The sequence below is a fragment of the Crateriforma spongiae genome, assembly GCF_012290005.1.
In the GTDB taxonomy this organism is placed as follows: Bacteria; Planctomycetota; Planctomycetia; order Pirellulales; family Pirellulaceae; genus Crateriforma; species Crateriforma spongiae.
On the sequence record NZ_JAAXMS010000001.1, the window covers coordinates 1,105,100 to 1,128,761 of the forward strand.

Below are 23,662 nucleotides of genomic sequence, written 5' to 3' on the forward strand. Positions count from 1 at the left end.
TGCGACCCTGGACCAGTCCGCAGCGGCCAAAGGTTCACGAGGCCAGCGGCAACGGAGAATCTTGCAATTGGGCCCACAATTGGGCGATCAGGTCATCGTCCAGCGGTCCTGTTTGCTGGTCGATTCGAATCCACGGCCGGGCGCGTCGAATGACGCCTTTTTCCAGAAATTCACCGAACAGACGCAGACGCATTTCCGCGTCGTCGGACAAGTCCATGGTGAAGGGGTAATCGCGTCGCCCCAGCAACACCGACGTCGCCAACGACGGTCCAAAGACCGATGTCACGCAAGCCGCGCCGGGGCCGCCGGAATGTCCCGATTGTCGTGACCATTCCGCTTCGGCAGGGAACGTTTCAGCCGACAGACCGTCGCCGGTCGCGACAAGGTCGATCGTCGGATGGCTGTCCAGCAGCGTGGTTTCGATCGAAACCGTCGTGTCGATGACCAGCCCGCCGGCTCGGTCGGTGAACGGTTGCAGCACCAGCTGCAGGGAATAGCTGCCCTGCCCCTGAGGAAACCACAAGTGCCACTGGTCCCCGCGGACGAAAGATTCGCCCAATTCGGGGAACTGGTCATCTCCGACCGCCTGGAATCGGACGGCCTGCTGACCGCCGCAGTGAACCGAGACCGCTTGGCCGCCACCGACGGCTTCGACACGAATCTCTGCGTCGGTGGCGTTCCAGATCCCGACACCCGGATTGATCAAATTCCACATGGGGACGGTGCTCCGAAACGATTGACCGACGCTTGAAAAGTAAAAATCGGACGAAGGAATGTGCCGATCAGCCGGCGTATTCGGCGCCGAAGAACTCCTTGCTGTCGTCGACCGACGGCTTGATCGTGCGGCTGCCTTCTTTCCAGTTGGCCGGGCAAACTTCGCCGTTCTTTTCGAAGTATTGCAGGGCTTGGACCATCCGCAGTGCTTCATCAACGCTGCGGCCCAGCGGCAAATCGTTAACGACTTGGTGGCGGACCACACCGTCTTTGTCGATCAAGAACAGCCCACGCAACGCCATGCCGCCGTCAAGCAGCACGTCGTAATCGCGGGAAATCTGCTTGTTCATGTCGGCGACCAGCGGATAAGCCGTCTTACCAATGCCACCCTCGTTTCGCGGGGTGTTCGTCCAAGCCAAGTGCGTGAAATGGCTGTCAGTCGAGACGCCCAAGATTTGGACATCCAGGTCGCTGAAGCCCTTTTCGGCGTCGCTGAACGCGATGATTTCGGTCGGGCAGACGAAAGTGAAATCTAGTGGCCAAAAGAACAGCAAGACGTATTTGCCGCGGTAATCGCTGAGCGAGATCTCTTTGAATTGACCATCGGGCATGACGGCCTGGGCTTTGAAATCAGGAGCTTCCTGGGTGACGAGTACTGCCATGGTGTCTTTTGAAATGTTTCGGTGAGTGGAAGTTGAAAAACGATGTGTCTGGCTCAATGCGTCCACACTATTAGATGACCGGACGCTTCCGACAACCGGCCCCTGCGGCGATGGGTCGCACCGCACGGCAAAATCCCAGCGGTTTTTCACAGCAAGGATTGTCAAAATTGTGAAATCTGGAATAGTGAAGGGCAAGGGCACTACGACGTCACGCGGAACTTTCTGGGCGTGGGCGTCGGAACCCCCGCGTTTTGGCCGTTTTCGGATCATCGCAATCTTCCGGTCACCGCAATGTGTGGTGTCGAAAGCTCGGGACCCGCGGCATTTCCATTTGAACTCGTGCTTGAAGCGTTCAATGACCCAGCAACAACCGACGCAACGACAGCCCGCCGCGGCTAGCGATGACTTGCGCTCGGTCGATCGCGAACTGCTGTCCGCTTTGCGGGGTGGGCAATCGATGACCATCGGCGATCTGACCGATGCCTTGGGGGTGACCGCGACGGCGGTACGCCAACGGATCGATCGATTGCTGTCGGCCGGTCTGATCGAACGGCAAAAGGAAGTCGCCGGACGCGGCCGACCGACTTACCGGTACGGTTTGACGGTTTTGGGCCATCAACGTGCCGGTGCGAATCCGGCCGAATTGGCGGATGCGATGTGGCGTGAAATCATGGCCATCGACGACGCCGAAGTCCGAGATGCCGTGGTTGCCGGAGTGGCGTCACGACTGGGACGTCAATATTTGGCCAAGATTCGAGCGATCGCAGACGACGATGATCCGGTCCTTAGCGACCTGTCGCTGGAAGAACGCATGAAACGCTTGGCGGGCGTCTTGGCCGGCGAGCGTATTGAAACCGATGTGCGGACGCTGGCATCGAACGACTTGCCCGTCTTGGACATCACCGCCTGCCCGTATCCGTCGTTGACCGAAGCTGCGTCGCACGATCGTGCGATGTGTCGCTTGGAAGAACAAATGCTTTCCGAAGCTTTGGGGAAGCAGGTTCAGTTAAGCAGTTGTCGTTTGGACGGTGACGACCGCTGTCAGTTTTCCGCGTCGCCCGAAACAAGCGACTCTGCGGATGACACGAACCAAGAACAACAAGAACGTTGAACGATCCATTCGTCGGGGCCGTGGCTCCTTTTTACCTTTCTCTCGCTCTACAGATTCCTACGCTTTAACCACTGCAGCGATGACTCACGTACTGAAAATTGAAGACCTGCGTGTCAACGTCGGCGACAAACCCATCTTGCGCGGCGTGAACTTGACCCTTCGTCACGGCGAAACGCACGCCCTGATGGGCCCCAACGGCAGCGGCAAAAGCACCTTGGGTTTGGCCATCATGGGACATCCCGGCTACGAAGTGGTCGGCGGCAGCATTGAACTGGATGGCCAAGACGTCTTGGACATGGAAGTCGACCAGCGTGCTCGTGCCGGGCTGTTCATGGCGTTCCAGCGTCCGATGGCGATTCCCGGCGTGAAAATGGCCGACTTCCTGCGTCACGCGACGACCAACGTCCGCAACCCGGATCGTAAGGAGGGCGAAGAACTGATTCCGATGCGTGAATTCCGCAAGGAATTGAAAGAACGCATGGCTCATTTGCGAATGGACACCGAATTCGCACGCCGTTACGTCAATGACGGGTTCAGTGGCGGTGAAATGAAGCGTGCGGAAATTCTGCAACTGGCCATGCTGCATCCCAAGTTCGCGATTCTGGACGAAACGGACAGTGGTTTGGACGCCGATGCCGTTCGTCTGGCTAGCGAATCGATTGCCGACATCGGTCGTGAAAAGATGGGGCTGTTGATCATCACCCACCACGACAAACTGCTGGTCCACAATCCGCCGGAATACACCCACGTCATGCTGGGCGGCCGTTTGGTGGAAACGGGCGGTAAGGAATTGGCCGAAGAGCTTCATGAAAAGGGTTACGACCGCATTCGCGCGGCTTATCCCGATGCCGAAGCCGCCAACCAAGAAATGTTGGCCGAAGAAGCTGCGGTTTAACCAATCGGGGCGCCGGGATGCACGGCGTCGCCATCGATCATCGATCAAAACACTTTCATCACTCAAACGATTCAGACGGTCATTATGTCCACGGACGTTTCCGAAACCGATCAAATCGGCGAAATCAATAAATACAACTTCCGCACGGAAACCACCGGCGTGTTCAAGGCTAAGAAAGGCCTGAGCGAAGAAGTGGTGCACCAGATCAGCGATATTAAAGAAGAGCCGGACTGGATGCGCAAGTTCCGTCTGGAATCGCTGAAGGAATTTGAAAGCCGTCCGATGCCCAAGTGGGGCGGTGCGATCGATATCGATTTTCAAGACATCTACTATTATTTGAGGCCGACCGATCACCAGGGAAAAACCTGGGATGACGTTCCGCAGGAAATCAAAGACACGTTTGAAAAGTTGGGCATTCCCGAAGCGGAACGAAAGTTCCTGGCCGGTGTGAAGGCTCAGTTCGAAAGCGAAGTCGTGTATGGGTCGTTGCAAGAAGACCTGTTTGAAAAGGGCGTCATCTTCACCGACACCGATTCGGCCGTTCGCGAACACCCGGACTTGCTGCGTAAGTATTTCGGCACGGTGATTCCGGCCAGCGACAACAAGTTCGCCGCGTTGAACAGTGCCGTTTGGTCGGGCGGTTCGTTCATCTACGTTCCGCCGGGCGTCCATATCGATTTCCCGCTGCAAGCTTACTTCCGGATCAACGAAGAAAGCATGGGGCAATTCGAGCGGACACTGATCATCGTCGACGAAGGTGCCAGCGTTCACTACGTCGAAGGCTGCACGGCCCCGATGTACACCAGCGAAAGCTTGCACAGTGCCGTTGTGGAAGTCGTTTGCTTGAAGGGTTCGCGGTGTCGCTACACCACGATCCAAAACTGGGCAAACAACATTTACAACTTGGTCACCAAGCGGGCTTACGCCTATCAAGACGCGACCATGGAATGGGTCGACGGCAACTTGGGCAGCAAGCTGACGATGAAGTACCCGGCGGTCCACATGATGGAACCGGGCGCACGCGGTGAAATCCTTTCCATCGCGTTTGCCAATGGCGGCCAACACCAGGATGCCGGTGCGAAATTGGTTCACAACGCTCCCAATACGACCGGCCAGATCATCAGCAAATCGATCAGCAAGAACGGCGGTCGCAGCAGCTATCGCGGTTTGGTTCACGTCGCCCCCGGTGCGACCAACAGCAAGAACAACGTCGTCTGTGATGCGTTGATCTTGGATCCCGAAAGCCGCAGTGACACGTACCCGTACATCGAAATCAGCGAGCAAGATGTCCAGATCGGACACGAGGCTAGCGTGTCACGGATCGGCGAAGAACAGATGTTCTATCTGCTCAGTCGCGGACTGACCGAGGCCGAGGCCAGCACCATGATCGTCAACGGGTTCATCGAACCGTTGGTCAAAGAATTGCCGATGGAGTACGCCATCGAAATGAACCGCCTGATCCAGTTGCAAATGGAAGGCAGCGTCGGCTGATTCGACGCGGGCGTGATTTCGTCAACGCACAACGTTTTTGAACCTGAATCCTTAGATACATGACACAAACGACAACCATCGCATTCGACCAGGCGGGACTGGAAAGTTTTCTGCAGTCACGTGATGAACCGGATTGGCTGACCGAACTGCGACGCGAAGCTTGGCAACATGCCGCCGCGATGAGCTGGCCCGAGCGGCGCAGCGAAGAATGGAATCGCACCGACATTCGTGTTTTTCAATTAGAGAAATACGGGGTACCCGGCGGACCAGTCGCCGACGATTTGCCCTCGCGTGCACAGCTTGCCGAAGGTGTGGATCTGGCCGGCTGGATCCACACGACCGACAGCCAAGTCACCGAGGAATCGCTGAGCGAAAAGTGGGCTGCCAAAGGCGTGCTGTTCGGCAGCCTGGAACGACTGTGCCGCGATCACGCGGACATCATCCGCCCGCATTTGTTCACCGCGTTTGATCCAGACTATGACAAGTTCGCGGCGCTGCACGCGGCGTTTTGGTCGGGCGGTCAATTGTTGTACGTCCCTCGCGGTGTTGCACTGACCGAACCGCTGCACATCAGTTCGCTGTTGTCCGACGGTGGTACCGACACGACGCACACGTTGATCGTGCTGGAGGAAGGGGCCGAGGCCACCGTGTTGCATGAATCCAACGGCGTCGATGCCGACGGCGGTGGGTTGCATTTGGGAGCGATCGAACTGATTCAAAAAGCGGGTTCGCATCTCCGCTTTGTTGACCTGCAGGAATGGGGTCAAAAGACGTACCACTTTGCACACCAAAAGGCGGTTGTCGATCGCGACGCGTCTTTGCAATGGACGATCGCTGCGATGGGTGGACAATTGGCCAAGGTGAACCAAACGGTCGACTTGGTGGGACCGGGCGCTGACAGCCAAGTCAATGGTGTGATGTTCACTGAAGGCCGCCAGCACTTGGCCTTCCACACAATGCAGCACCACAAGGCTCCGAACTGTCACAGTGATTTCCTTTACAAATCCGCGCAACAAGACCGCAGCCGCACGGTTTGGAAAGGAATGATCAAGGTCGACAAGGTAGCGCAAAAGACGGACGGTTACCAACGAAACGATAACTTGGTCCTGTCGAATCATTCGCGAGCCGATTCGATTCCAGGACTGGAAATCGAAGCCGATGATGTCCGCTGTACTCACGGCAGCACGACGTCGAAGGTGGACGAAGAACAGGTTTTCTACGCCCAATGTCGCGGCTTCACACGCAACGAAGCCACGCGGATGATCGTGACCGGATTCTTTCAACAGATCTTCGATCGCATTACGATCGAAAGCGTTCGCGAGGCCCTCGGGGCGGCAATCGCACGTCAGGTCCGCGAATACAGCTGATTCGGTCACGATCGACCGAAGACCGAAGTTTCAATTTTCAGGGAGAAACAGCCATGGCGCTGGCCGAAGACAAGGTTCGCGAAGCGTTGAAAGAAGTCATCGACCCCGAACTGTATGTCAACATTGTTGATTTGGGATTGGTGTATCTGGTCGACATTGGTGAACCCAACGACGAAGGCAAACACGATGTCACGGTCGAAATGACGATGACCAGTCCGATGTGCCCGGCCGGCCCGCAGTTGGTCGCCGGATGCAAAAATGCCGCCGAAAGCCTGGATGAAGTCCAGACCTGCGAAGTCAAGGTTGTCATGGACCCCCCGTGGTCACCTGATAAGATGACGGACGAAGCCAGAGATCATTTGGGCATTTTCTGATCGGTCGAATCGTGGGCCTGCCCATGCCGTTCGACTGGAAATGTCGGGTTTTCTGGTTTCGTTTCCAGATAAAACGGGCACGACGGGTGGCTCCAAAGTGCATTCTGACGCAACCCTTGCCGGGCCGAACGGTGTTCGCCGCGGCAAGCAACATGAAATGATTCGATGCGAGTTTTTGTAGCAGAATTCATTTGCGGTGGCGGATTTCTGCATACTTCGGTCGATGGGATTCCCGAAAGCCTGCGTCGTGAAGGCGCCGCAATGCTGTCGGCTTTGGTCGAAGACACGACTGGCGTCGCCGATGTGGTGACGCCCGTCGATACGCGTTTGAATCCGTCGCTGGTGGATGTCGATCACCTTTCGATCCGTCCCGTTGATCCTGCGGGCGGTCCGATCTGGGCCCAATGGATTGAATCGGCCACCGGTTGCGATCACGCCATCATCGTGGCACCGGAAAGCAACGGGCACCTGGCCCAGGGCATCGCCATGCTGCGGGCTGCTGGGATCGATTGTGTTGCCGGCAGCGGCGACTTTCTGCGAGTGGCCAGCGACAAGATTCTGACCGCAAAAACGCTGCACACCGCCGGGGTGAAGCATCCGCTGTTCATGGCCGAAGGCGAACGGCGACACCGACGTTCGTTGTCCAAGTGCGATCGATTTATCTTGAAGCCTCGTGACGGTTGCGGCACGCAAATGATCGCCAAGTTCGATGACTTGGACACGGCCATCAGCCAGATGACGCCCCAAGACATCCTGCAAGAATTCCGGCCGGGACGTCCCGTTTCGATTGCGTTGATCGCCGATGACGCGGGACTGAAATTTTTACCGGCGGCCGCACAATTCTTTGATGTCGAAACGTGCATTTATTCCGGTGGTCGCGGGCCGTTGTGTGATGACGACCAACGGCGTGCGATGGCTCTGGCATCACGTGCGATCGAAGCCATGCCGCCACGGGCGCGTGGATACATTGGGATCGATTTGATTTTGGGGGATCGTCCCGGTGACGATTGCGTGATCGAAATCAACCCGCGTCTGACGACTTCTTACGTGGGGCTGCGTCGCATGACGTCATGCAACTTGGCGGCACAAATCCTGGGCATCGAAACCCAAGCGATCTGTTGTGATGTCGGTGTGGATGACGTGTCTTGGACCAGCGAAGGTGATATCGCGGTGGCGACGGAAATCCCGTTGTCCGATGCCGGCCGGCCATGAAGCGGTCGGCTGCGAAGCGACCCGGGCAGCGAATCGGGTTGGACATCGGCGGTGCGAATCTAAAGGCCGCAACCGATGCCGGTGATGCCGCAGACGTGTTTTTTCCGCTTTGGAAGCAACCGGATCGGTTGGCAGCCGCCGTCGCCAAAATCTTGCAGGGCTTCTATGTGGATGCACCCGCCGATTGCACCATCGGGGTGACGATGACCGGTGAGTTGGCCGATTGCTACGTCGATCGTGCCGTCGGTGTCGCTCATATCACCGACTCGGTGGTCCAAGCGGCGGAACGCATCGGCGTCAATCGTCAGCGCGTCCATTTTTACTGTGTCGATGGTCGCTTCGTCGATTCGCAGTTGGTCAAGCAGCGTGTCGATCAAGCCGCGGCGTCCAACTGGCATGCGTTGGCCAGTTACGTGGCGGCGAAGGTTTGTTCCGACGGCTGGCTGATCGATATTGGTTCGACCACTTGCGATTTGCTTCCGCTTCGAAACGGCCTCGTCGCAACCGATTCGCACACCGACTTCGACCGTCTCTGCAAAGGTCAGTTGGCTTACTTAGGCTGTCGACGGACTCCGGTGCAATCGATTGTTTGTAGCTTGCTGATGCCACAGGCTTTGCAAACCGGAGTTGCCACGGTCTCCAATGATGCCATGCACTGCGATGGTGACTTGATCGACGTCCCGGTGATGCGAGAGCAGTTTGCGACGCTGGATGACGTCGGATTATTGTTGGGTCATGTGCCCGAAGACCAGGAAGATTGCGATACCGCCGACGGATGTCCGCGAACGATTTCATCCGCGATCAACCGGATCGCTCGGATGGTCGGTTTGGACCGGCGAAGCGTGGACTTGGGATTGGCCCAATTCATGGCGAGACAGGTGAAACAGGCCGCATCCGATCGGATTCGCGATGCCGCGTCACGTGCGGTGTCCGACCAGGATTCCCGCGGGGACTCCGCGACGAACGGCACGACACTGGTGATCAGCGGGCATGGTGATTGGCTGTTGCCCGATGATCTGGACGTCGTGCTAAGGGGCGATGGTCATGTCGGCGATCGGTTGTCACTGATCCGATTGGCTGAGCACTGGGGACCGGCGATCAGCCGCGTTGCGCCGGCCTATGCCGTCGCCAGACTGATGCCGGTCGACGATCACTGCGAACCTTCGTGATTGGTGTCGAGCGTCGCCCGAATCACTCGGCGGATTCACCGTCTTCCTGCGGGGCGGCATCGCCTTCGGCATCCACGGGGCTGCCACCGTCGTCGGGTTCGATATCGGCGGGAGGTCCGATCAGTTCTTCCAGGTGATTATTCAATCGAATGCCACGTGCGGCGAGTGAAACGACCTTGCCTTCGCGATCGACCAGAATCGCGGTGGGAATACCCGTGATGCCGTAATACGTTGCCATGGGGTGGTCCCAGCCCATGCCGTTTTCTTCGTCACCGACCAGATTGACCCAGTCGATTTCAAACTGTTCGATGCATTTTTCCATCGCGGCGATGCTGCTGTCCATGTTGATCCCGATGATGGTGAAGTCATCGGGATAGGCCTGCAGGGCACGCTTCATGTTGGGGATTTCACTTTTACAAGGGCCGCACCACGACGCCCAGAAGTCCACCAAGACGACTTTACCGCGGTATTGGTCCCAATCAAATTCGGTGCCGTCGGCCGTGGTTCCTTTGACTTCGATCGCATTGCCGGGCAAGCGCATTCGTCTGGCGGACCCCATGGCTTTGTCGGCCAACTGTTGGAATTGCGGATCATCCGATTCGGACAAGACTTTGGCTAAGCGTTCGTACATCTCGGCACCCAGTTCGGGATGATCGGAGTAGCCAATGTTGCGGGCCAGGCTGGATGCAAGTGAATAAGACGATCGGTCGATCCCGTCGGTTTCGATGATCCCCATCACGCGGTCGATCAAGGCTTGTTGTTCTTCCGCCGATGCGGTTCGCGCGCCACTGATCTCCGATTTCAGCTGTTGCAGTTCGATGAACTGGCGGACACGCGGCAGGTCACTCTTGGAATGCCGTTCCAGCAAATCGGCAAGCTGCTGGCGGGCGTCCGCTTGATAGTTTGCCAGGAACGACAAAGCGGGCCACTGGATGTTCAGCGCCTGCATGACGGTGTCCTCATCGGCGTCTTCGTGATCGACGATCTTTTGTGCAGCGTCGACCACCGCCCGAGCCGAACGGAACATGGAATCTCGGTCGCGACCACGTTTGGACATCACATCCTGGATGAAATCGAACAGTTCGTCAGGGGAACCCTCTGGTACCACAAACGCCTGTTCTTCTTGTTCTTCGGTTTCGGTCGCCGTTTCTTCATCGGCCGCAGCATCGTCGGCGCAAGCGACGCCGGGAACCGGGCCAGCCAGGACAACGGCCAGACCCAAGCAGACGATCCAACGCAGGCCAAGCGAAAGACGCGGATTCGAAAGGCGTTCGATCGAACAAGCGTGCTGTGCTTGATCGACTGGTCCAATGGGCATGGTCATGTTTCGGTAAACCCCGGTGGCAGGCGGCATTGATTTTGAAGCGACGGACCCGTGGTCGAATCACGGTGTCGACCTGGTTCGGATCCGAAAGGCGATTCCCCGAAGATAACGGGGTGATCCATCGAGGCGGTAGAACTTCGCCGAATCTTTGTCGCGAAAACACCCGATTCCCGGTGATGCCACTATCGGGCGTCAAGGATGTTCAGTGCCCGCTAGTACCGGCGGACTCGTGCCATCAGGATGACGGAGATACCGCCCAGGACGAAATTACCGACCCAGACGCCCCACGGCGGGACGTGCCCGTCCTTGGCCTGTTCCAGGCCCAGCAGGAACAGCGGGAAATAGATCAGGATGGTCGGCAGAAAACACATCCCGAACGTCGACCAGTAATCACTGGACTTGGCGATCATCGCGAGCGGGGCGCCGACCAAGACGAAAAACAGGCAGGTGAAACCTTCGGCCCAGCGACGCCACGGTTCGGTGTGCAGCAAGATCAGTCGTCTTTGACCGCTGGATAATTCCCACTCGATCGCCTGGCCTTGCGGACCCGCCAATTCTTCGGGGCGAGCGGTCAGGATCGAAAAAGCCGTTTGCGCGGCTAGTTTGCCCACCGTTTCATGCATCGCACCGTCCTGACGCAGTCGTTCCCGCCCGATCAGGCGAAGCGGCAAGTCTTGTGGACGCATCGACGATGGATCACGGTTGCCACCGCCTTTCTGTAATTCAATGGGCCATTCATGTTCGCCGGGAAAGGTGCCGCTGACATGGCTGCCGAATTCCAACTGGCTGTCGACCAGTTTGATGATCAACGACATCGTTTCCGGATCCAGGATCAGTTCGCCTTCGGCAGCGGTCAGTTTATGAACCGGACCGCCGGATGATTTTCGGATCGTGACGGCGGGGTGAATCAATCGGTGTCCGACGACCTCGCGAACGTGGATCGAAAATCCATGGTCCGATTGATAGGAATGCTTCGACCTCAATAGTCGATAGGCGATGTCTTCGATCGACATCATGACCACGCGCCGCAGGCCGGGTTGGCCCCACGACTTGGCGACATCGGAAAGAGCCACCGAAACGGGGCTGAGTAACGCGGCGAAAATGATCGCCGGCTGCAGCAGCTTCATCGGTGAAATCCCGCTGGCCTTCACCGTCGCGATTTCACCGTCCGATGCCATACGTCCGTAAACGCAACACACCGAAAACAGTGCGGTCGCCGGCAACGCAAACTGCAACGCGACCGGTGCCATGAAAGGCATGATCCGCAGCACCGCATCGGGCCCCAGACCTTTGCGCAGCAATTCCCGCGCGACGACGATCAGCAACAGCAGCACGGTCAGAACGACCAACGCGATGACAAAGATCTTGAAGATCTCGGCCAAGATGTAGCGGGTCAGTCGACTGGGCATGAGCGGCAGGTAGGCACGGCGAAGGTCGGCACGGCAACGTCAAACCGACCTTTAGCAAAGTTGCCACATTTCCCCTATGCCAATGCGTGGCTGTGCGGACCACTATCGCGGCACCGCTGAGATCTCGATCCATGATGTGGCGTGAAACGCGTTGCGGTTTCACGTCGACGCGTATCCGTTGATCGGTGGGCGACGCGAACCGAAAGCGACGGCCACCCTAGTTGTCGATGGCCGTTTCGCCGGCGGCCCGATCGTGCTGTTCGCGCAATTGTTGCATCGTTGCGATGATGGCCTCGGCTTGGTGCCGGACGGCTTCGGCAAACTGGCCATTGCTGACGGCCTGTTCGGCGGTCCGCTGGTGCTTTTCCACCTCTCGCCAGTCCATTTCCCAGCACTTTTCGTCGGCGGCGCGCCGCAATTCGTCGACGGTGGTCCGCAGTTTTTCGTTCAGCGAATCGGACGGCTTGGCGTTGTACCGTCGATACGGGGCTCTGCCGCCGCCGGGATGATCGTTTCGCAAACGATTGTTGGCCGGCTTGGCACTCAGCTGCATCTGCACGATCGATGTGATCGCCGCAGACAGGCCCAACAGGATCGCGATCACCATCGACTGATACATGCCGGCAAACGCCAGGACGCCGGCACCCAACAGGCAGGCGACTGCGGCGGACGGAAACAGGCCGGACACGACACGCTGCGTGTCGGCGGCTGGTCGTGCCGGTGGTGTCGCCGATCCGTCGGGCATTCGGTCCACACGGGCGATGATCACCGTGGAATTGTCCGGACCGCCACGCAGATTCGCCAAGTCGACCAAGACGCGGGCCGCTTCGTCGACCGGCAGACAGCTCAAGATGGCGCCAATTTCTTCATCGTCGACTTGTCCCGATAGCCCGTCGCTGCACAGCAAGAACGTGTCGCCGGGTGCCACCGGGAACGGGCCTTCCGAATCGACTTGAACATTCGGGTTGGGGCCCAGCGAACGGGTGATCACATTTTTGGGGATGGATTGGCCCAGCGCGCTGTTGGGGTGAACCTGTCCGCTGGCTTCCATTTCCCAAACCAGCGAATGATCAAACGTCAGTTGGTCCAACATGTCGCCGCGCAGGCGATAGATGCGGGAATCGCCGACGTGCGCGATGATGGCACCATCGGGGATGATGGCCATCGCACTGGCGGTCGTCCCCATGTTGTGGAACTCAGGATTTTCCTGACCGCGGCGGTGAATCTCTTCGTTGGCTTGGTCGACCGAGGCGCGCAGCAGGTCGATTGCCGCGAATTCATCACTGGGCAATTGCGAACCGCCGCGGAAATACGTCGACGCAATGCGATCGATCGCCATGCGGCTGGCCAGTTCACCAGCGGCGTGCGCTCCCATGCCGTCGGCGACAACGAACAGATGGCCACACAGGCCGAATCGTTCGGGGGAATCCGCCAGCACCACCGCGTGGCTGTCCTGGTTATTGGATCGACGCATGCCGACATCGCTGATGTCGGCGAAGCTGATTCCGTGATTCCAGGCTTCGGACACCGACACAATGCTCACGCTGACAAGACAAACCGCCGGACAAGACTGGTCAAAGGGCGGCAGGAAACAAACATAGTAGTCTACTGTCTGGAAACGTCACGTGGGGCCCCGACACGCGGTCGTCAGTCCTGCAGCCCTTCACGATCGATCAAGTCGCCTTCGGTCAGCATGCGGAAACCTTTGCCGGCCAACGTTTCCTGAGCGCTTTCAATGTTATCAACCATCAAAGCGACGGCGGGTTCTCCGTGGGGACGCGACAAAAGCGGATAGGCCTGGATGATGTTCAGTTCCGCCTGCAGCAGCGCCGTGCAAACACGCAGCAATGGTTGCGGTCCATCGGGCAATTCCACGCCGACCAAGTCACTTTCAATGATGGTCAATCCGCTGCGTTCCAAAATGTCGCGGCCGCGGTCGGGGTCGCTGACGACGAAACGCACAAACGCACACTCCGCCGCGTCGCTGATCGACAACGCGACGATGCGAATGCCCGTCCCTTCGAAACGTTTGACCACCTCCAAAAGTTGGCCCACCCGATTTTCCAAGAAGACCGTAAACTGTCGAATGGCCGGAAAGTCGCGGCCACGCATCGTTTTAAAATCGGTCCCCGAATTGGCGCCGAAGCTCATCGTGTCGCTGTCCTCTTGTCATGCGAATAGGGCCCGGGTACCGGCAGAGTTTAGGCCCCGCCGGTCGGGACGGTCAATTCGCCCGACGAATCAGCCCGACCCGTCTATTTTGATTGACCCCTGTGGATATGAATGACCTGTCACGGATGAATGCCAAACAGACGCCCGCCGATCCCTCATCCGATCCGCCGCCATTGGCTGCGATGCAGATCCCCATACGGGTCGCCTATCAAGAAACCGATGGCCAGCGACGGGTGCATCACGCGAATTATTTGAACTATTTCGAGCGGGGCCGGGTCGAAATGTTGCGTGAATTGGGCATCTCGTATCGTCAGCTAGAAGACGATGGGATTTTGTTGGTCGTCACCGAGATGAATCTTCTGTACCACGCAGCAGCCGAATTCGACGACGTATTAACACTGACAACCGAAGCCATCGAAGTCCGACCGGTGCGGGTGAAGCATCGCTATCGCATTCATCGTGGTGATGACTTGATCGTTCAAGCCTGGTCGACCATTGCGGCGGTCAATCGTGAAGGCAAGCCGTGTCGTCTGCCTCCACGGATGCGGGAATTGGCCAGCGCAGCAGAACGTTCCTCCTGAACGCGGGCGGTACGAAGCATCGCCGGAATTGGGGGCACCCGTAGGTGAACACGTGTGTGTCAGTTCCTTTCCGCTACTTTGGTGCCAATGGTAAAAAGCTGGACCTAGCTGGCCAAATCGCTACAATAGACCGCAGGTAGACGCCGAACAAAGACGGGCCAGACCACTGGCACCTCGGACCCGGCGGCGCACCGACCCCCACCCACCCCCGCGTGACTGACGCGAAACAGGCAACCGCGTTCATCGCCTTCGTCCCATTCGTCCGCACCGATCAGTCGGACATAGCAACCTCAGTTGGAGATCGTCGCTTCCGCGGAATTTCCATCGAGACGGCTTGTGGTTCCTGATCATCGCGGCCGTTCATTCACGGATCGATTCGGTGAATGACACCTCAGGTTTGATGATTCGTCCCTGTTGCCTAACCCTCGTCCCTGACTCGATCTCCCTCTTTTCGAATCAGCGACGACCGCGTCACGACCCACCCCACCACGACTGACGAAACTGCCAATCCGGATTGCTGATGCGTTCATCCACGATGGGGCACCGCCTGTCGATCGATGCCGCTGCATCGCCATCGGGTTGTCTGGCCACGGCCCCGACCGGTTGGCTTCGACAGTCTCCACCCGCCTGATCTGACACGCCATGCATCGGAACGCATTGATCGAACGACGGCGCCGTTTGCCGAACCCTTTTGGTTGCCGGTCGGTTTGCAGTTCGCGCCCACAGGCCCGCATTCACCCTGGCCGATTCGGCCGGTGCCCAGCGCGGGCGGCCGTTTGGATGTCGACGCTTGTTTGGATGATTGCCGCGGGTGGTGGTTTCGCAACCGCGGATGAGTCCGACACGCATCCACAGGACAGCCAGCGGTCCAGTGAATCGGACGTCGAAGCCCGCTGGCAAAAAGACGGCTGGGAATTGATGGAGCGGTTCTGTCTGGACTGTCACAACGATGCGTTCCAAGAAGCCGAATTGGATCTGTCGGGTTTCGACACAATCGAAGGGCTGATGCTGGAGGGCAACGGCATGACCGCCGAACGTGTCTTGAACATGGTTCGATTCGGCGCGATGCCCCCGGAAGATTACGACGTTCCCACCGATGGCGAACGCAAACAGCTGGTCCAGGCTTTGGACGCGGCGATGTATTCGGTCGTATGCGACTTGGTGCCCAAGCCTGGCAAGGTCACCGCGCGGCGATTGAACCGTGCCGAGTACAACCATTCGGTCCGCGATCTGTTCGGTATGGATTTGCGGCCTGCGGACGCATTCCCGTCGGACGAGGTCGGCGGCGGATTTGACAACAACGGGGATGTATTGTCGTTGTCGCCAATGTTGATGGAAAAGTACTTGGACGCGGCGATCTCGGTCGCTGATGCCGTCTTGGTCGACCCGGCCGACTTGCCCCGAATTGATTCCGAAGCAGCGGGTGATCTTCTGGTGGTCCAAGGTGATGGGGTGACCGGCAGCTTTTACGGACGGTTCATCACGCCCGAATCGTTCGTATGGACCGAATTCAAAGTCCCCGCCGATGGCAAGTACCGTGTTCAGGTCGCATGCGGGATGACGCGTGAGGACGATGGTCCCGGCCGCTTTGGTTTGTTCGATTCCGACGGTTTGTTGTTGGGCACCTTCGTGGCGGAATACTTCGGCGGTGGTGGCAGCAGCCAGCGCGAATCGGTCACCGTGCATTTGACCGAAGGAACCCACGTCTTGTGTGTCGCGCCGCTGCCTGGTGCGGATGACGATGCCAAAGGTGACGCGAACTGGAAAGTCGGCGAAGCCAAGTTGGATGCCATCGAAAAGCTCAGCAAGCAAGCCATCCGCGATGGCAAAAAACAGTTCGGCAAAGGTCTGACCCCCGACCGCCGCTTTGACCGAGACCGATACACGTACATGGTCCGCAAGATCGAAGTCGAAGGACCGTCGGAGTTCGACAATCCGGTCTATCCGCCCAGCCAGTGGAAAATTCTGCGGAAACAACCGCCGCGTCGCCGTGGTGGATACCGTGATGTGGCCGAAGCCGCACGCGAAAACATGGCCCCGCTGCTGCGACGTGCGTTTCGCGGACCGGTGACCGACGACGATTTGGACGCCTATGCCGCCTTGGTCAAACAGGCCACCGATCGCGACGAGTCCTTTGTGGATGGAATGCGAATCGCCATCGCCGCGATGCTGGTTTCGCCACGGTTCTTGTTCCGAATCGAAAGCCCCGTCGACTGGGAAACGGGCAATGTCGTCGCCCAGGCGGACGAAGGCGTGGTGACGCTGAGCGATCACCAGTTGGCCACGCGGTTGGCGTATTTCTTGTGGAGCAGTTTGCCAGACGATCGTCTGTTGGACTTGGCCGACCAGGGCAAGTTGCGCGACGAAACGGTGCTGAAGAACGAAGTCAAACGAATGATTCGCGATCCACGGTCGCGGTCGCTTGCCAGCGAGTTTGCGGCGCAGTGGCTGGGACTTCGAAATCTGGAAGGCGTCCAGCCTGATGCTTCACGTTATGCCGGTTTCGATGAAAGCCTGTTGCCACGCATGGCAACGGAAACCGAATCACTGTTCATGCACTTGATTCATCAGAATCGACCGATCAGTGAACTGTTGACGGCGGATTACACGTTTGTCGACGCTGCACTGGCGAAGTACTACGGTCTGAAGGATTCGAAGATTTCCGAAGATGATTTTGTCAAAGTTACGCTGGCGGATACTCCGCGCCGGGGTGTCCTGGGGCATGCCAGCGTGTTGACCCTGACCAGCAATCCGACACGTACATCACCTGTGATCCGCGGCAAATGGATCCTGGAGAACATTCTGGGAACACCGCCGCCGGAACCTCCCGCCGGTGTTCCGGAATTGGAGGAAACGGCGACCGCGGGAGCCGAGGCATCACTGCGTGAACAGATGGAAATCCACCGCGCTGATCCGGCCTGTGCGTCGTGCCACCGCGTCATGGATCAATTGGGATTCGGCTTGGAAAACTTTGATGCCGTCGGTCGTTTTCGCAAAATGGATGGCAAGTTCCCGGTCGATTCCAGCGGCGAACTTCCCGGCGGTCGCACGTTCAACGGCGGAAAAGAATTGAGCGAGCTGCTGGGACGCAGCGAACAAAAATCGTTCGCCGCAACGGCGGTTCGCAAGCTGATGACGTTTGCACTGGGTCGCGAATTGACCCCTCAAGATCGATGTGTCGTCGATGAAATCGTGGCGCAGACAGCCGCGGACGATTATCGGCTGGCCGATCTTGTCTGGGGCGTGGTCAATAGCCGTCCATTCCAGGCTTACGAGTGGACGCCCAACGTGACGTTCCGCGATGCCGTCGGCGACGCCGAGCGAAAATAGCCCAAATGAATGAAGCGAGATAAATCGTTTGTCTCGTGATAAAGCAAAACCCGTTTGCGATGCTTTCACCAAAACCGGAGACTCCGATGACAGCCCGAACCATCGACCAACGAACCGAGAACGGATTGTTGCATCGCCGCACCTTGCTACGTGGGGCGTCGGTAGCGCTCGGGCTGCCCATGCTCGAAGCGATGTCGCCGTTGGCCAAAAGTGCTTTTGCCTCGGTCGACCCAAAACGTTCTCCGGTGCGTATGGCTTGTGTGTTTGTTCCCAACGGTGTGATCGTGCCCGATTGGAAACCGACCGGTGGCGGTTCGGATTGGCAGTTGTCAAAGACTCTGCAGCCGCTGGCGGCGTTCAAGTCAAAGCTGAACGTCATCGGCGGCTTGGCTTTGGATAACGGACGAGCCAAAAAGGACGGCGCGGGCGACCACGCACGTGGCGGTTCGACGTTCTTGACCGCGGCACGGCCGGTGAAAACCAGTAGCAACATTCGGCTGGGCATCTCCGTCGACCAGGTCGCCGCGACCCAACTGGCCGATGTGACGCGTTTGCCATCGATCGAACTGGGACTGGAAGGCAGTCGCAACGCGGGCAGCTGTGACAGCGGATACAGTTGCGCCTATTCGTCGAATATCTCTTGGCGAAACGAAACCCAACCGATGCCCAAAGAAACGATCCCACGCATGGCGTTTGATCGCATGTTCGGATCGGGCGATTCCGCCCAGCGTCGTGAACTGAATCGGACCCGCCAAAGCATCTTGGATGTCGTCCAGCGGGATGCCAAACGATTGCTGGGCCAAGTCAACCAGACTGACCGACGCAAATTGGACGAGTACTTCACTAGCATTCGCGAAATTGAAAAACGGATCGAACGCACCGAACGCGAAGACGCCGCCGCGCTGCCCGATCTGGATGTGCCCGATGGTCGTGTCGAAGCGTTCCGCGAACACGCGCGGTTGATGTTCGACTTGATGGCGATCGGTTTTCAAACCGATACCACACGCGTCGCGACGTTGATGTTGGACAACGCGGGCGGGAATCGTTCGTATGCCGAAATCGGCGTCAAAGATGCTCACCACCAATTGAGCCACCACCGAAACCGCGAAGAAAACGTCAGCAAGCTTCGCAAGATCGACTACTACTTGGTGGAACAACTGGCGTATTTCCTGGAACGGTTGGATTCGATTCCCGATGGTGATGGCACACTGCTGGACCAATGCATGGTCCTGTACGGCAGCGGGCTGAGCGACGGCAATCGGCACCAGCATGATGACTTGCCGATCGTTTTGGCCGGCAGCGCGGGCGGTCAATTGGAAACCGACCGGTACATTGTGACGCCGTCGGAACGCCCGATGGCCAACATGTTCCTTTCCATGCTGGACATGATGGGCACGCCGGCCGAAAGCATCGGCGATAGCACCGGACGCTTGGATGAATTGGGCGTCACCCTGAACGCCTGACCGATCGGCGGTTTCCGGGCAGGCCGCGGTGATTGTGGTCCACGGTGTGCAGGTGGGCGAACGGTTCGCAATGCGTCAAACTAATGACGCATTACCCGAGTCCGTGTTCCGATCACTCCGTCCCCCGAGTGCACCTCGTGTCCAGCACGCCCGATACTTGTGAATCTGCCGGCGGTTTGTCGGCCAGCCACGGTGACGTCGTCACTGACGGACAAGCTTTGGCCAAACGCTATGCCGACGTCCGGACGCTCAGCGACAGCATCGTCGCGCCGCTGCAACCAGAGGACTGCGTGCTCCAGTCGATGCCCGATGCCAGTCCGATCCGCTGGCACCTGGCGCACACGACTTGGTTCTTTGAGACCTTTGTTTTGGCCGACCGTTGCGATGCACCGGTCGCCGACGAATCGTTTCGGTATCTGTTCAACAGTTACTACAACACGGTGGGGGATCAATTCCCGCGGCACCAGCGTGGACTGCTTTCGCGTCCCACGGTTCGCGAGGTCATGGGATATCGACGCGACGTCGACGACGCTGTGGTCACGTTGCTGCGAAACGCCGACGTGGTCGATGAGTCTCTAGCACGTGTCATCGAGTTGGGGCTGAATCACGAGCAGCAACATCAAGAATTGATGCTGACCGACATCAAGCACGCCTTTGCCCAGAACCCGCTGTACCCTGCTCATGTCGATGCTGACTGCGGACCATGCGATGCACCGGAGTTGCAGTGGATCAGCAGTGATGGTGGCGTTGTGAAAATGGGATGCACCGGAGACCGGTTCTGTTTCGACAATGAATTGCCACAGCACCGTGTCTTTTTGGAACCCTTTCAAATCGCCAACCGCTTGGTGACGAACGCGGAATACCAACAATTCATCGACGACGGTGGCTATCAGGATCCTCGGCATTGGTTGTCAGCGGGATGGGCGACGGTCCAGCAGCAAGGTTGGACGAACCCGATTTATTGGATTCGCCGAGGCGAGGGGTTTGACGAGTTCACGCTGGGAGGCTGCCACCCAATCGATCCCGAGGCACCGGTCGCCCACCTGAGCTATTTCGAGGCCGACGCATTCGCACGCTGGTCGCGGGCCAGGTTGCCGACCGAGGCCGAATGGGAAACCGTTGCAAGGGAGCCAAGCCCTGATGATCCGACCAGCGGCGAGTGCATTGATGCTAGGCGGCCCGTTCATCCGACCCACGGTACCCCATCGGCAAGCGGCGTTTCAGGTTTGTACGGCACGCTGTGGCAATGGACCAGCAGTTCCTACGGCCCCTATCCGGGATACACACCGCCGGAAGGTGCGTTGGGGGAATACAACGGCAAATTCATGTGCAACCAATACGTTTTGCGTGGCAGTTCCTGTGCCACGTCGCCGGGGCACGCGCGTCGAACGTATCGGAATTTCTTCGGCCCGGATGCGCGTTGGCAATTTACCGGCATCCGTCTGGCACGGTCGGTGTGATCGGGCGGCGAGATGACAGCGCGTCGATCAGGGTGCTTCGTCGAAGGTGACAAACCAGCCTTCCGGCGGATCATCCAAGCCGAACGATTTGTGGTATTCACGTTGACGCAGTTCGATCCAGACCAAGTTTTCTTTGTTGAATTTGGTCGGTGCCCATCGGACCGCACGACGGGCCAATTCTTTCGCTTGGGTGAAATCCTGGCGTGCCACGGCGGCCAAGGAAAGGTTGACCATCGCACTGGTGTTTAAGGGATGCCAACGCAAAGCTTCCTCCCACAGTTGCGCCGCCATTTGCCAGTTGCCGTTTTTGGCCAGCTTGTTCCCTTTGCGGACGCGGCCGCTTAGCGGGGTCAGGTAGGGACGCGCCAGTAAAACCTCGTCTTTGCGCAGCGACGGCAGAATCAAGCGGTTCGTATCGCGGGCAGCCGCCTTCAACAGTGCCAATGTTGGGTCTTCTTCATTGGCCAAGTCCGGATAACGCTGCATCGCATCGTCGAAGTGAACCGTCAGCGGGGCGCCGATGGGTGGTTGATCACCGCCGGTTGCCAGCAGACGCCAAGACAGTGTGATGTGTTCGGGGGCGGCGTTCTGGATCGGTACCACATCGCGACGGATGCGCTGGTGTGTTTTCTCGATGACTCGGCCCTGCAAGACGTAGTCGAACCCTTCGGATCGGGCGATCGGCATCAGCGCGACGTCGCTGGGCACCGCGTCCGTCGCACTGGTCAGTTGAATCTCCGGAGGCTGTGGCAACTGGTCCACCGTTGCCAATTGAATTTGGCGACCGACATCCGACGGCGCTTGCTGCAACAGTTGATCCACCAAGCGACCGGTCAGCGACCGAGGCCCTTCGACACCCGCGATGATGACTCGTTTGCCCACGGCCGATTTCATCGCCGGAGCCTGCCAGACATGCATCGTCGCAGCCGTCCTGCAGCCTGCAGAAAGCAGAATCACACTGCACACCACCAAGCACACCCCGATCGGGGCGGCGCGGCGCGAAATCGCCGGTCGCAAACGTACCGATGATCGTGTAAAGGCGTCTGGATACATAGGCGGATGAATAAGAAGCGGTGGCCGCAAACGTCAAGGTGAATCCCACGTTGCTAGCAAGCCAAGCGTCACCGCTAGTAACCATTGGAGAGTTTCATGACGGAGCGATATGCCGAAAGTCGCATGGGGGACAGCGGTTCCCAATGCAACCCCTCGGGTGATTGAGGTGCGGCACGGACGGTGGTTTGGACTGTGCGGCCAGTGATTTTCACGAGGGGCTCGCCAGGCTGATGGTCGGCTGGGTATATGAATCGTTCGATGCGATGGTCCCAGGGCAAATTTTGTTTCTGATTGGGGCGACTTGAGGGAGTGGTTCATGGATGCCGGGTGTGACGATCGAGCGGCAAACCTTCGCGACACACTGGCCGGCCATCGCTGGGCGAAAAAATGGTCGCTGATCAAATCAGCGTGGCCACGAAGTTCACGTTGGTTCCTTCGTGAAGCGTTGGCTGATTCCCAGGGCGATTTGCGAAGCTTGGTGAAGGGGCGATTGAAGATATCTTTCGAGGAACCACTGAGCGATGCATCTACCCCAGGGTTCATCGCAGGGAACTTTCTACCGGTCTCACCGGGCATCTCCACCATGTTGTCGATCCGCGAACCGTCACGATCACCTACCCGTTCACCGACATACTCTTCATGATCATTTGTGCGGTGATTGCCGGCGCCCATGACTTCGTCGCAATGGCTCACATTGCCAACACGAAGAAGGAGTGGTTTGAGATGTCTCTCAACATGACTTCAGGAGTTCCTTCGTACGATCGATTCAACTCGATCCTGAAGTACGTCAAGCCCGAAGAATTTTAGCGCAGTTTGCTTGGTTGACTGAGTTGCACGAAATCACTGACCGCCGAGTCGGTGATCCGGTGCACGTCGGTGAGCCATGACGCCACAACCGGTTCAAGCTCATCAAGTTCAATCGCGGGGGTATGGCATTGAAACGTTCGTGCGGACGAAGGTCATATCGCATGTTCAAAAACTTGGCGAACCATTCGCTCCTTGTGTTTGCACGCTTAGCGACCGAAACGAAATCGTCCGCTCCGGCGCTGGCTTCACAGATCATCATCGACAGTCAATCGACAAATCGGTTCATCGCGACGCGGGTCTGTTACGTTTCCGAGTTGGTCCACATGCGAAGCATCCCATCGCAAAAAGTCACGGCGAGTGGATTCGCCTGACGCTGCAATTGATAAACTCTCCTGTGGTTATTTGTTTACTTTTTGGCGGCGTCCAGTGCGGCACATTCGCGTCTTGAAATTCTCCTACACCACGCTACGGTGGGAAAGATCGAGCTCTTGGGTTTGGCCATTGACATTGAGTTCGATAGGGGCGCGATTCCAGGGCACAAGATTTCGGGCACATCGATGGCGGGGGCAACAATTTCGCGATTTCTCAAGCCTGACTTTTGGTTGATTTGTTGTTTCCCAAATGACAGCCGAACTGGGCGTTGTCAATGGAAATGCGGATTGTGCCGCGTCTCTCTGGCTTTCGCGTCTCTCTGGCTTTGCTGTGTATTGGTGATTTGTGGGTGTCTTGATGATCCCGACTCGCAAGCATCAATTCCTGTAGAGAATGAAAGGCTCCTTCGGGACGGATATGGTTTTGCGATTGATTCATCAGCATCAATCAATCTTGGCGTATTGTTTCCCGGTGAGTCGACTTTCGTAAGGTTGCCGTACGGCAGCGTTACATCGGATCGGTTGTCTATTGATTCAACCTGCGAATGTCTTTCAGTGGCTCAGCAGGCGTATAGCGATCAGTCGTATCATTGTTTTTCCATTGAGAATGATTCGCCGCCCGTTTCAAAGCAGAGGTTGGCAATCGTGGTTGAAGTGAAAACAGGCGACCGGCTTCTACACACTTATCGAGTGGATG

At 57.9% G+C, this 23,662-nt stretch carries 19 protein-coding genes; 12 read left to right on the forward strand and 7 right to left on the reverse strand.

From position 1 onward, the window contains the following. Positions 1-34 precede the first annotated feature (34 nt). Both HFP54_RS04105 and HFP54_RS04110 read right to left on the reverse strand, forming a co-directional pair. Positions 35-715: a hypothetical protein gene (locus tag HFP54_RS04105; RefSeq protein ID WP_168564121.1), complete on the reverse strand. Its 681-nt coding sequence runs from the start codon at positions 713-715 to the stop codon at positions 35-37. 67 nt (positions 716-782) lie between these two features. Further along, complete coding sequence (locus tag HFP54_RS04110; RefSeq protein ID WP_168564122.1) at positions 783-1,376, reverse strand: peroxiredoxin; 594 nt, start codon at positions 1,374-1,376, stop codon at positions 783-785. Positions 1,377-1,731: 355 nt separating this feature from the next. Here HFP54_RS04110 and HFP54_RS04115 point away from each other — a divergent pair, with 355 nt between their 5' ends. The 7 genes from HFP54_RS04115 (at position 1,732) to HFP54_RS04145 (ending at position 8,995) form a co-directional block, all read left to right on the forward strand. Then, the gene (locus HFP54_RS04115; protein WP_168564123.1) at positions 1,732-2,487 is read left to right on the forward strand and encodes a helix-turn-helix transcriptional regulator; all 756 of its coding nucleotides are present in this window, start codon (positions 1,732-1,734) and stop codon (positions 2,485-2,487) included. A gap of 79 nt (positions 2,488-2,566) precedes the next feature. Then, positions 2,567-3,382 carry a Fe-S cluster assembly ATPase SufC gene (gene sufC / locus HFP54_RS04120; RefSeq protein ID WP_168564124.1) on the forward strand — a complete coding sequence of 272 codons (816 nt, stop codon included), beginning with the start codon at positions 2,567-2,569 and terminating at the stop codon, positions 3,380-3,382. A gap of 84 nt (positions 3,383-3,466) precedes the next feature. Next, a complete protein-coding gene (gene sufB / locus HFP54_RS04125; protein ID WP_146412794.1) occupies positions 3,467-4,873 on the forward strand; it encodes a Fe-S cluster assembly protein SufB in 1,407 nt (468 codons plus the stop codon). Positions 4,874-4,932: 59 nt separating this feature from the next. Next, a complete protein-coding gene (gene sufD, locus HFP54_RS04130; protein WP_168564125.1) occupies positions 4,933-6,240 on the forward strand; it encodes a Fe-S cluster assembly protein SufD in 1,308 nt (435 codons plus the stop codon). Positions 6,241-6,293: 53 nt separating this feature from the next. Beyond that, positions 6,294-6,614, forward strand: coding sequence for a metal-sulfur cluster assembly factor (locus HFP54_RS04135; RefSeq protein WP_168564126.1), 321 nt, complete (start codon positions 6,294-6,296; stop codon positions 6,612-6,614). Between the two features lie 165 nt (positions 6,615-6,779). Further along, complete coding sequence (locus HFP54_RS04140; protein ID WP_168564127.1) at positions 6,780-7,826, forward strand: ATP-grasp domain-containing protein; 1,047 nt, start codon at positions 6,780-6,782, stop codon at positions 7,824-7,826. Next, on the forward strand, positions 7,823-8,995 hold the full coding sequence (locus HFP54_RS04145) for a hydantoinase/oxoprolinase family protein (protein ID WP_168564128.1): 1,173 nt from the start codon (positions 7,823-7,825) through the stop codon (positions 8,993-8,995). The genes HFP54_RS04140 and HFP54_RS04145 overlap by 4 nt, the downstream gene beginning before the upstream one ends. Before the next feature lie 22 nt (positions 8,996-9,017). Here HFP54_RS04145 and HFP54_RS04150 read toward each other — a convergent pair whose 3' ends face one another. The 4 genes from HFP54_RS04150 to HFP54_RS04165 all read right to left on the reverse strand — a co-directional run bounded on the left by HFP54_RS04150 (position 9,018) and on the right by HFP54_RS04165 (position 13,879). After that, positions 9,018-10,313 carry a TlpA family protein disulfide reductase gene (locus tag HFP54_RS04150; RefSeq protein ID WP_168564129.1) on the reverse strand — a complete coding sequence of 432 codons (1,296 nt, stop codon included), beginning with the start codon at positions 10,311-10,313 and terminating at the stop codon, positions 9,018-9,020. Positions 10,314-10,531: 218 nt separating this feature from the next. Then, a complete protein-coding gene (locus HFP54_RS04155; RefSeq protein WP_146412807.1) occupies positions 10,532-11,728 on the reverse strand; it encodes an LptF/LptG family permease in 1,197 nt (398 codons plus the stop codon). A gap of 217 nt (positions 11,729-11,945) precedes the next feature. Continuing rightward, the gene (locus HFP54_RS04160) at positions 11,946-13,271 is read right to left on the reverse strand and encodes a PP2C family protein-serine/threonine phosphatase (protein ID WP_315853840.1); all 1,326 of its coding nucleotides are present in this window, start codon (positions 13,269-13,271) and stop codon (positions 11,946-11,948) included. A gap of 104 nt (positions 13,272-13,375) precedes the next feature. Then, the gene (locus HFP54_RS04165; RefSeq protein ID WP_145300276.1) at positions 13,376-13,879 is read right to left on the reverse strand and encodes an ACT domain-containing protein; all 504 of its coding nucleotides are present in this window, start codon (positions 13,877-13,879) and stop codon (positions 13,376-13,378) included. Between the two features lie 128 nt (positions 13,880-14,007). Here HFP54_RS04165 and HFP54_RS04170 point away from each other — a divergent pair, with 128 nt between their 5' ends. The 4 genes from HFP54_RS04170 to egtB all read left to right on the forward strand — a co-directional run bounded on the left by HFP54_RS04170 (position 14,008) and on the right by egtB (position 20,734). Next, entirely contained in the window at positions 14,008-14,481 is a 474-nt protein-coding gene (locus tag HFP54_RS04170) for an acyl-CoA thioesterase (RefSeq protein WP_235951225.1), read from the forward strand. Positions 14,482-15,261: 780 nt separating this feature from the next. After that, the gene (locus tag HFP54_RS04175; RefSeq protein ID WP_168564130.1) at positions 15,262-17,811 is read left to right on the forward strand and encodes a DUF1592 domain-containing protein; all 2,550 of its coding nucleotides are present in this window, start codon (positions 15,262-15,264) and stop codon (positions 17,809-17,811) included. A gap of 86 nt (positions 17,812-17,897) precedes the next feature. Further along, the gene (locus HFP54_RS04180; protein WP_235951226.1) at positions 17,898-19,274 is read left to right on the forward strand and encodes a DUF1552 domain-containing protein; all 1,377 of its coding nucleotides are present in this window, start codon (positions 17,898-17,900) and stop codon (positions 19,272-19,274) included. A 137-nt stretch (positions 19,275-19,411) separates the two neighbouring features. Continuing rightward, positions 19,412-20,734 carry an ergothioneine biosynthesis protein EgtB gene (gene egtB / locus HFP54_RS04185; RefSeq protein ID WP_315853841.1) on the forward strand — a complete coding sequence of 441 codons (1,323 nt, stop codon included), beginning with the start codon at positions 19,412-19,414 and terminating at the stop codon, positions 20,732-20,734. A gap of 27 nt (positions 20,735-20,761) precedes the next feature. Here the strand turns inward: egtB and HFP54_RS04190 are convergent, their stop codons facing one another. Further along, the gene (locus tag HFP54_RS04190; RefSeq protein ID WP_168564133.1) at positions 20,762-21,652 is read right to left on the reverse strand and encodes a hypothetical protein; all 891 of its coding nucleotides are present in this window, start codon (positions 21,650-21,652) and stop codon (positions 20,762-20,764) included. 660 nt (positions 21,653-22,312) lie between these two features. On the opposite strand from HFP54_RS04190, the gene HFP54_RS26325 reads away from it, so the two are divergent. After that, a complete protein-coding gene (locus HFP54_RS26325) occupies positions 22,313-22,594 on the forward strand; it encodes a transposase family protein (protein WP_390656524.1) in 282 nt (93 codons plus the stop codon). The last annotated feature ends 1,068 nt before the right edge of the window (positions 22,595-23,662 follow it).

Excerpts from the sequence above, each read along its gene's own strand:
- sufC (WP_168564124.1), top strand. The coding sequence starts at position 2,567 with ATGACTCACGTACTGAAAATTGAAGACCTGCGTGTCAACGTCGGCGAC.
- HFP54_RS04165 (WP_145300276.1), bottom strand. The coding sequence starts at position 13,879 with ATGAGCTTCGGCGCCAATTCGGGGACCGATTTTAAAACGATGCGTGGC.
- HFP54_RS04110 (WP_168564122.1), bottom strand. The coding sequence starts at position 1,376 with ATGGCAGTACTCGTCACCCAGGAAGCTCCTGATTTCAAAGCCCAGGCC.
- HFP54_RS04105 (WP_168564121.1), bottom strand. The coding sequence starts at position 715 with ATGTGGAATTTGATCAATCCGGGTGTCGGGATCTGGAACGCCACCGAC.
- HFP54_RS04180 (WP_235951226.1), top strand. The coding sequence starts at position 17,898 with ATGACAGCCCGAACCATCGACCAACGAACCGAGAACGGATTGTTGCAT.
- sufB (WP_146412794.1), top strand. The coding sequence starts at position 3,467 with ATGTCCACGGACGTTTCCGAAACCGATCAAATCGGCGAAATCAATAAA.
- sufD (WP_168564125.1), top strand. The coding sequence starts at position 4,933 with ATGACACAAACGACAACCATCGCATTCGACCAGGCGGGACTGGAAAGT.
- HFP54_RS04175 (WP_168564130.1), top strand. The coding sequence starts at position 15,262 with ATGTCGACGCTTGTTTGGATGATTGCCGCGGGTGGTGGTTTCGCAACC.
- HFP54_RS04150 (WP_168564129.1), bottom strand. The coding sequence starts at position 10,313 with ATGCCCATTGGACCAGTCGATCAAGCACAGCACGCTTGTTCGATCGAA.
- HFP54_RS04170 (WP_235951225.1), top strand. The coding sequence starts at position 14,008 with ATGAATGACCTGTCACGGATGAATGCCAAACAGACGCCCGCCGATCCC.
- HFP54_RS04135 (WP_168564126.1), top strand. The coding sequence starts at position 6,294 with ATGGCGCTGGCCGAAGACAAGGTTCGCGAAGCGTTGAAAGAAGTCATC.
- HFP54_RS04140 (WP_168564127.1), top strand. The coding sequence starts at position 6,780 with ATGCGAGTTTTTGTAGCAGAATTCATTTGCGGTGGCGGATTTCTGCAT.
- HFP54_RS04145 (WP_168564128.1), top strand. The coding sequence starts at position 7,823 with ATGAAGCGGTCGGCTGCGAAGCGACCCGGGCAGCGAATCGGGTTGGAC.
- HFP54_RS04115 (WP_168564123.1), top strand. The coding sequence starts at position 1,732 with ATGACCCAGCAACAACCGACGCAACGACAGCCCGCCGCGGCTAGCGAT.
- HFP54_RS04155 (WP_146412807.1), bottom strand. The coding sequence starts at position 11,728 with ATGCCCAGTCGACTGACCCGCTACATCTTGGCCGAGATCTTCAAGATC.
- HFP54_RS04190 (WP_168564133.1), bottom strand. The coding sequence starts at position 21,652 with ATGCATGTCTGGCAGGCTCCGGCGATGAAATCGGCCGTGGGCAAACGA.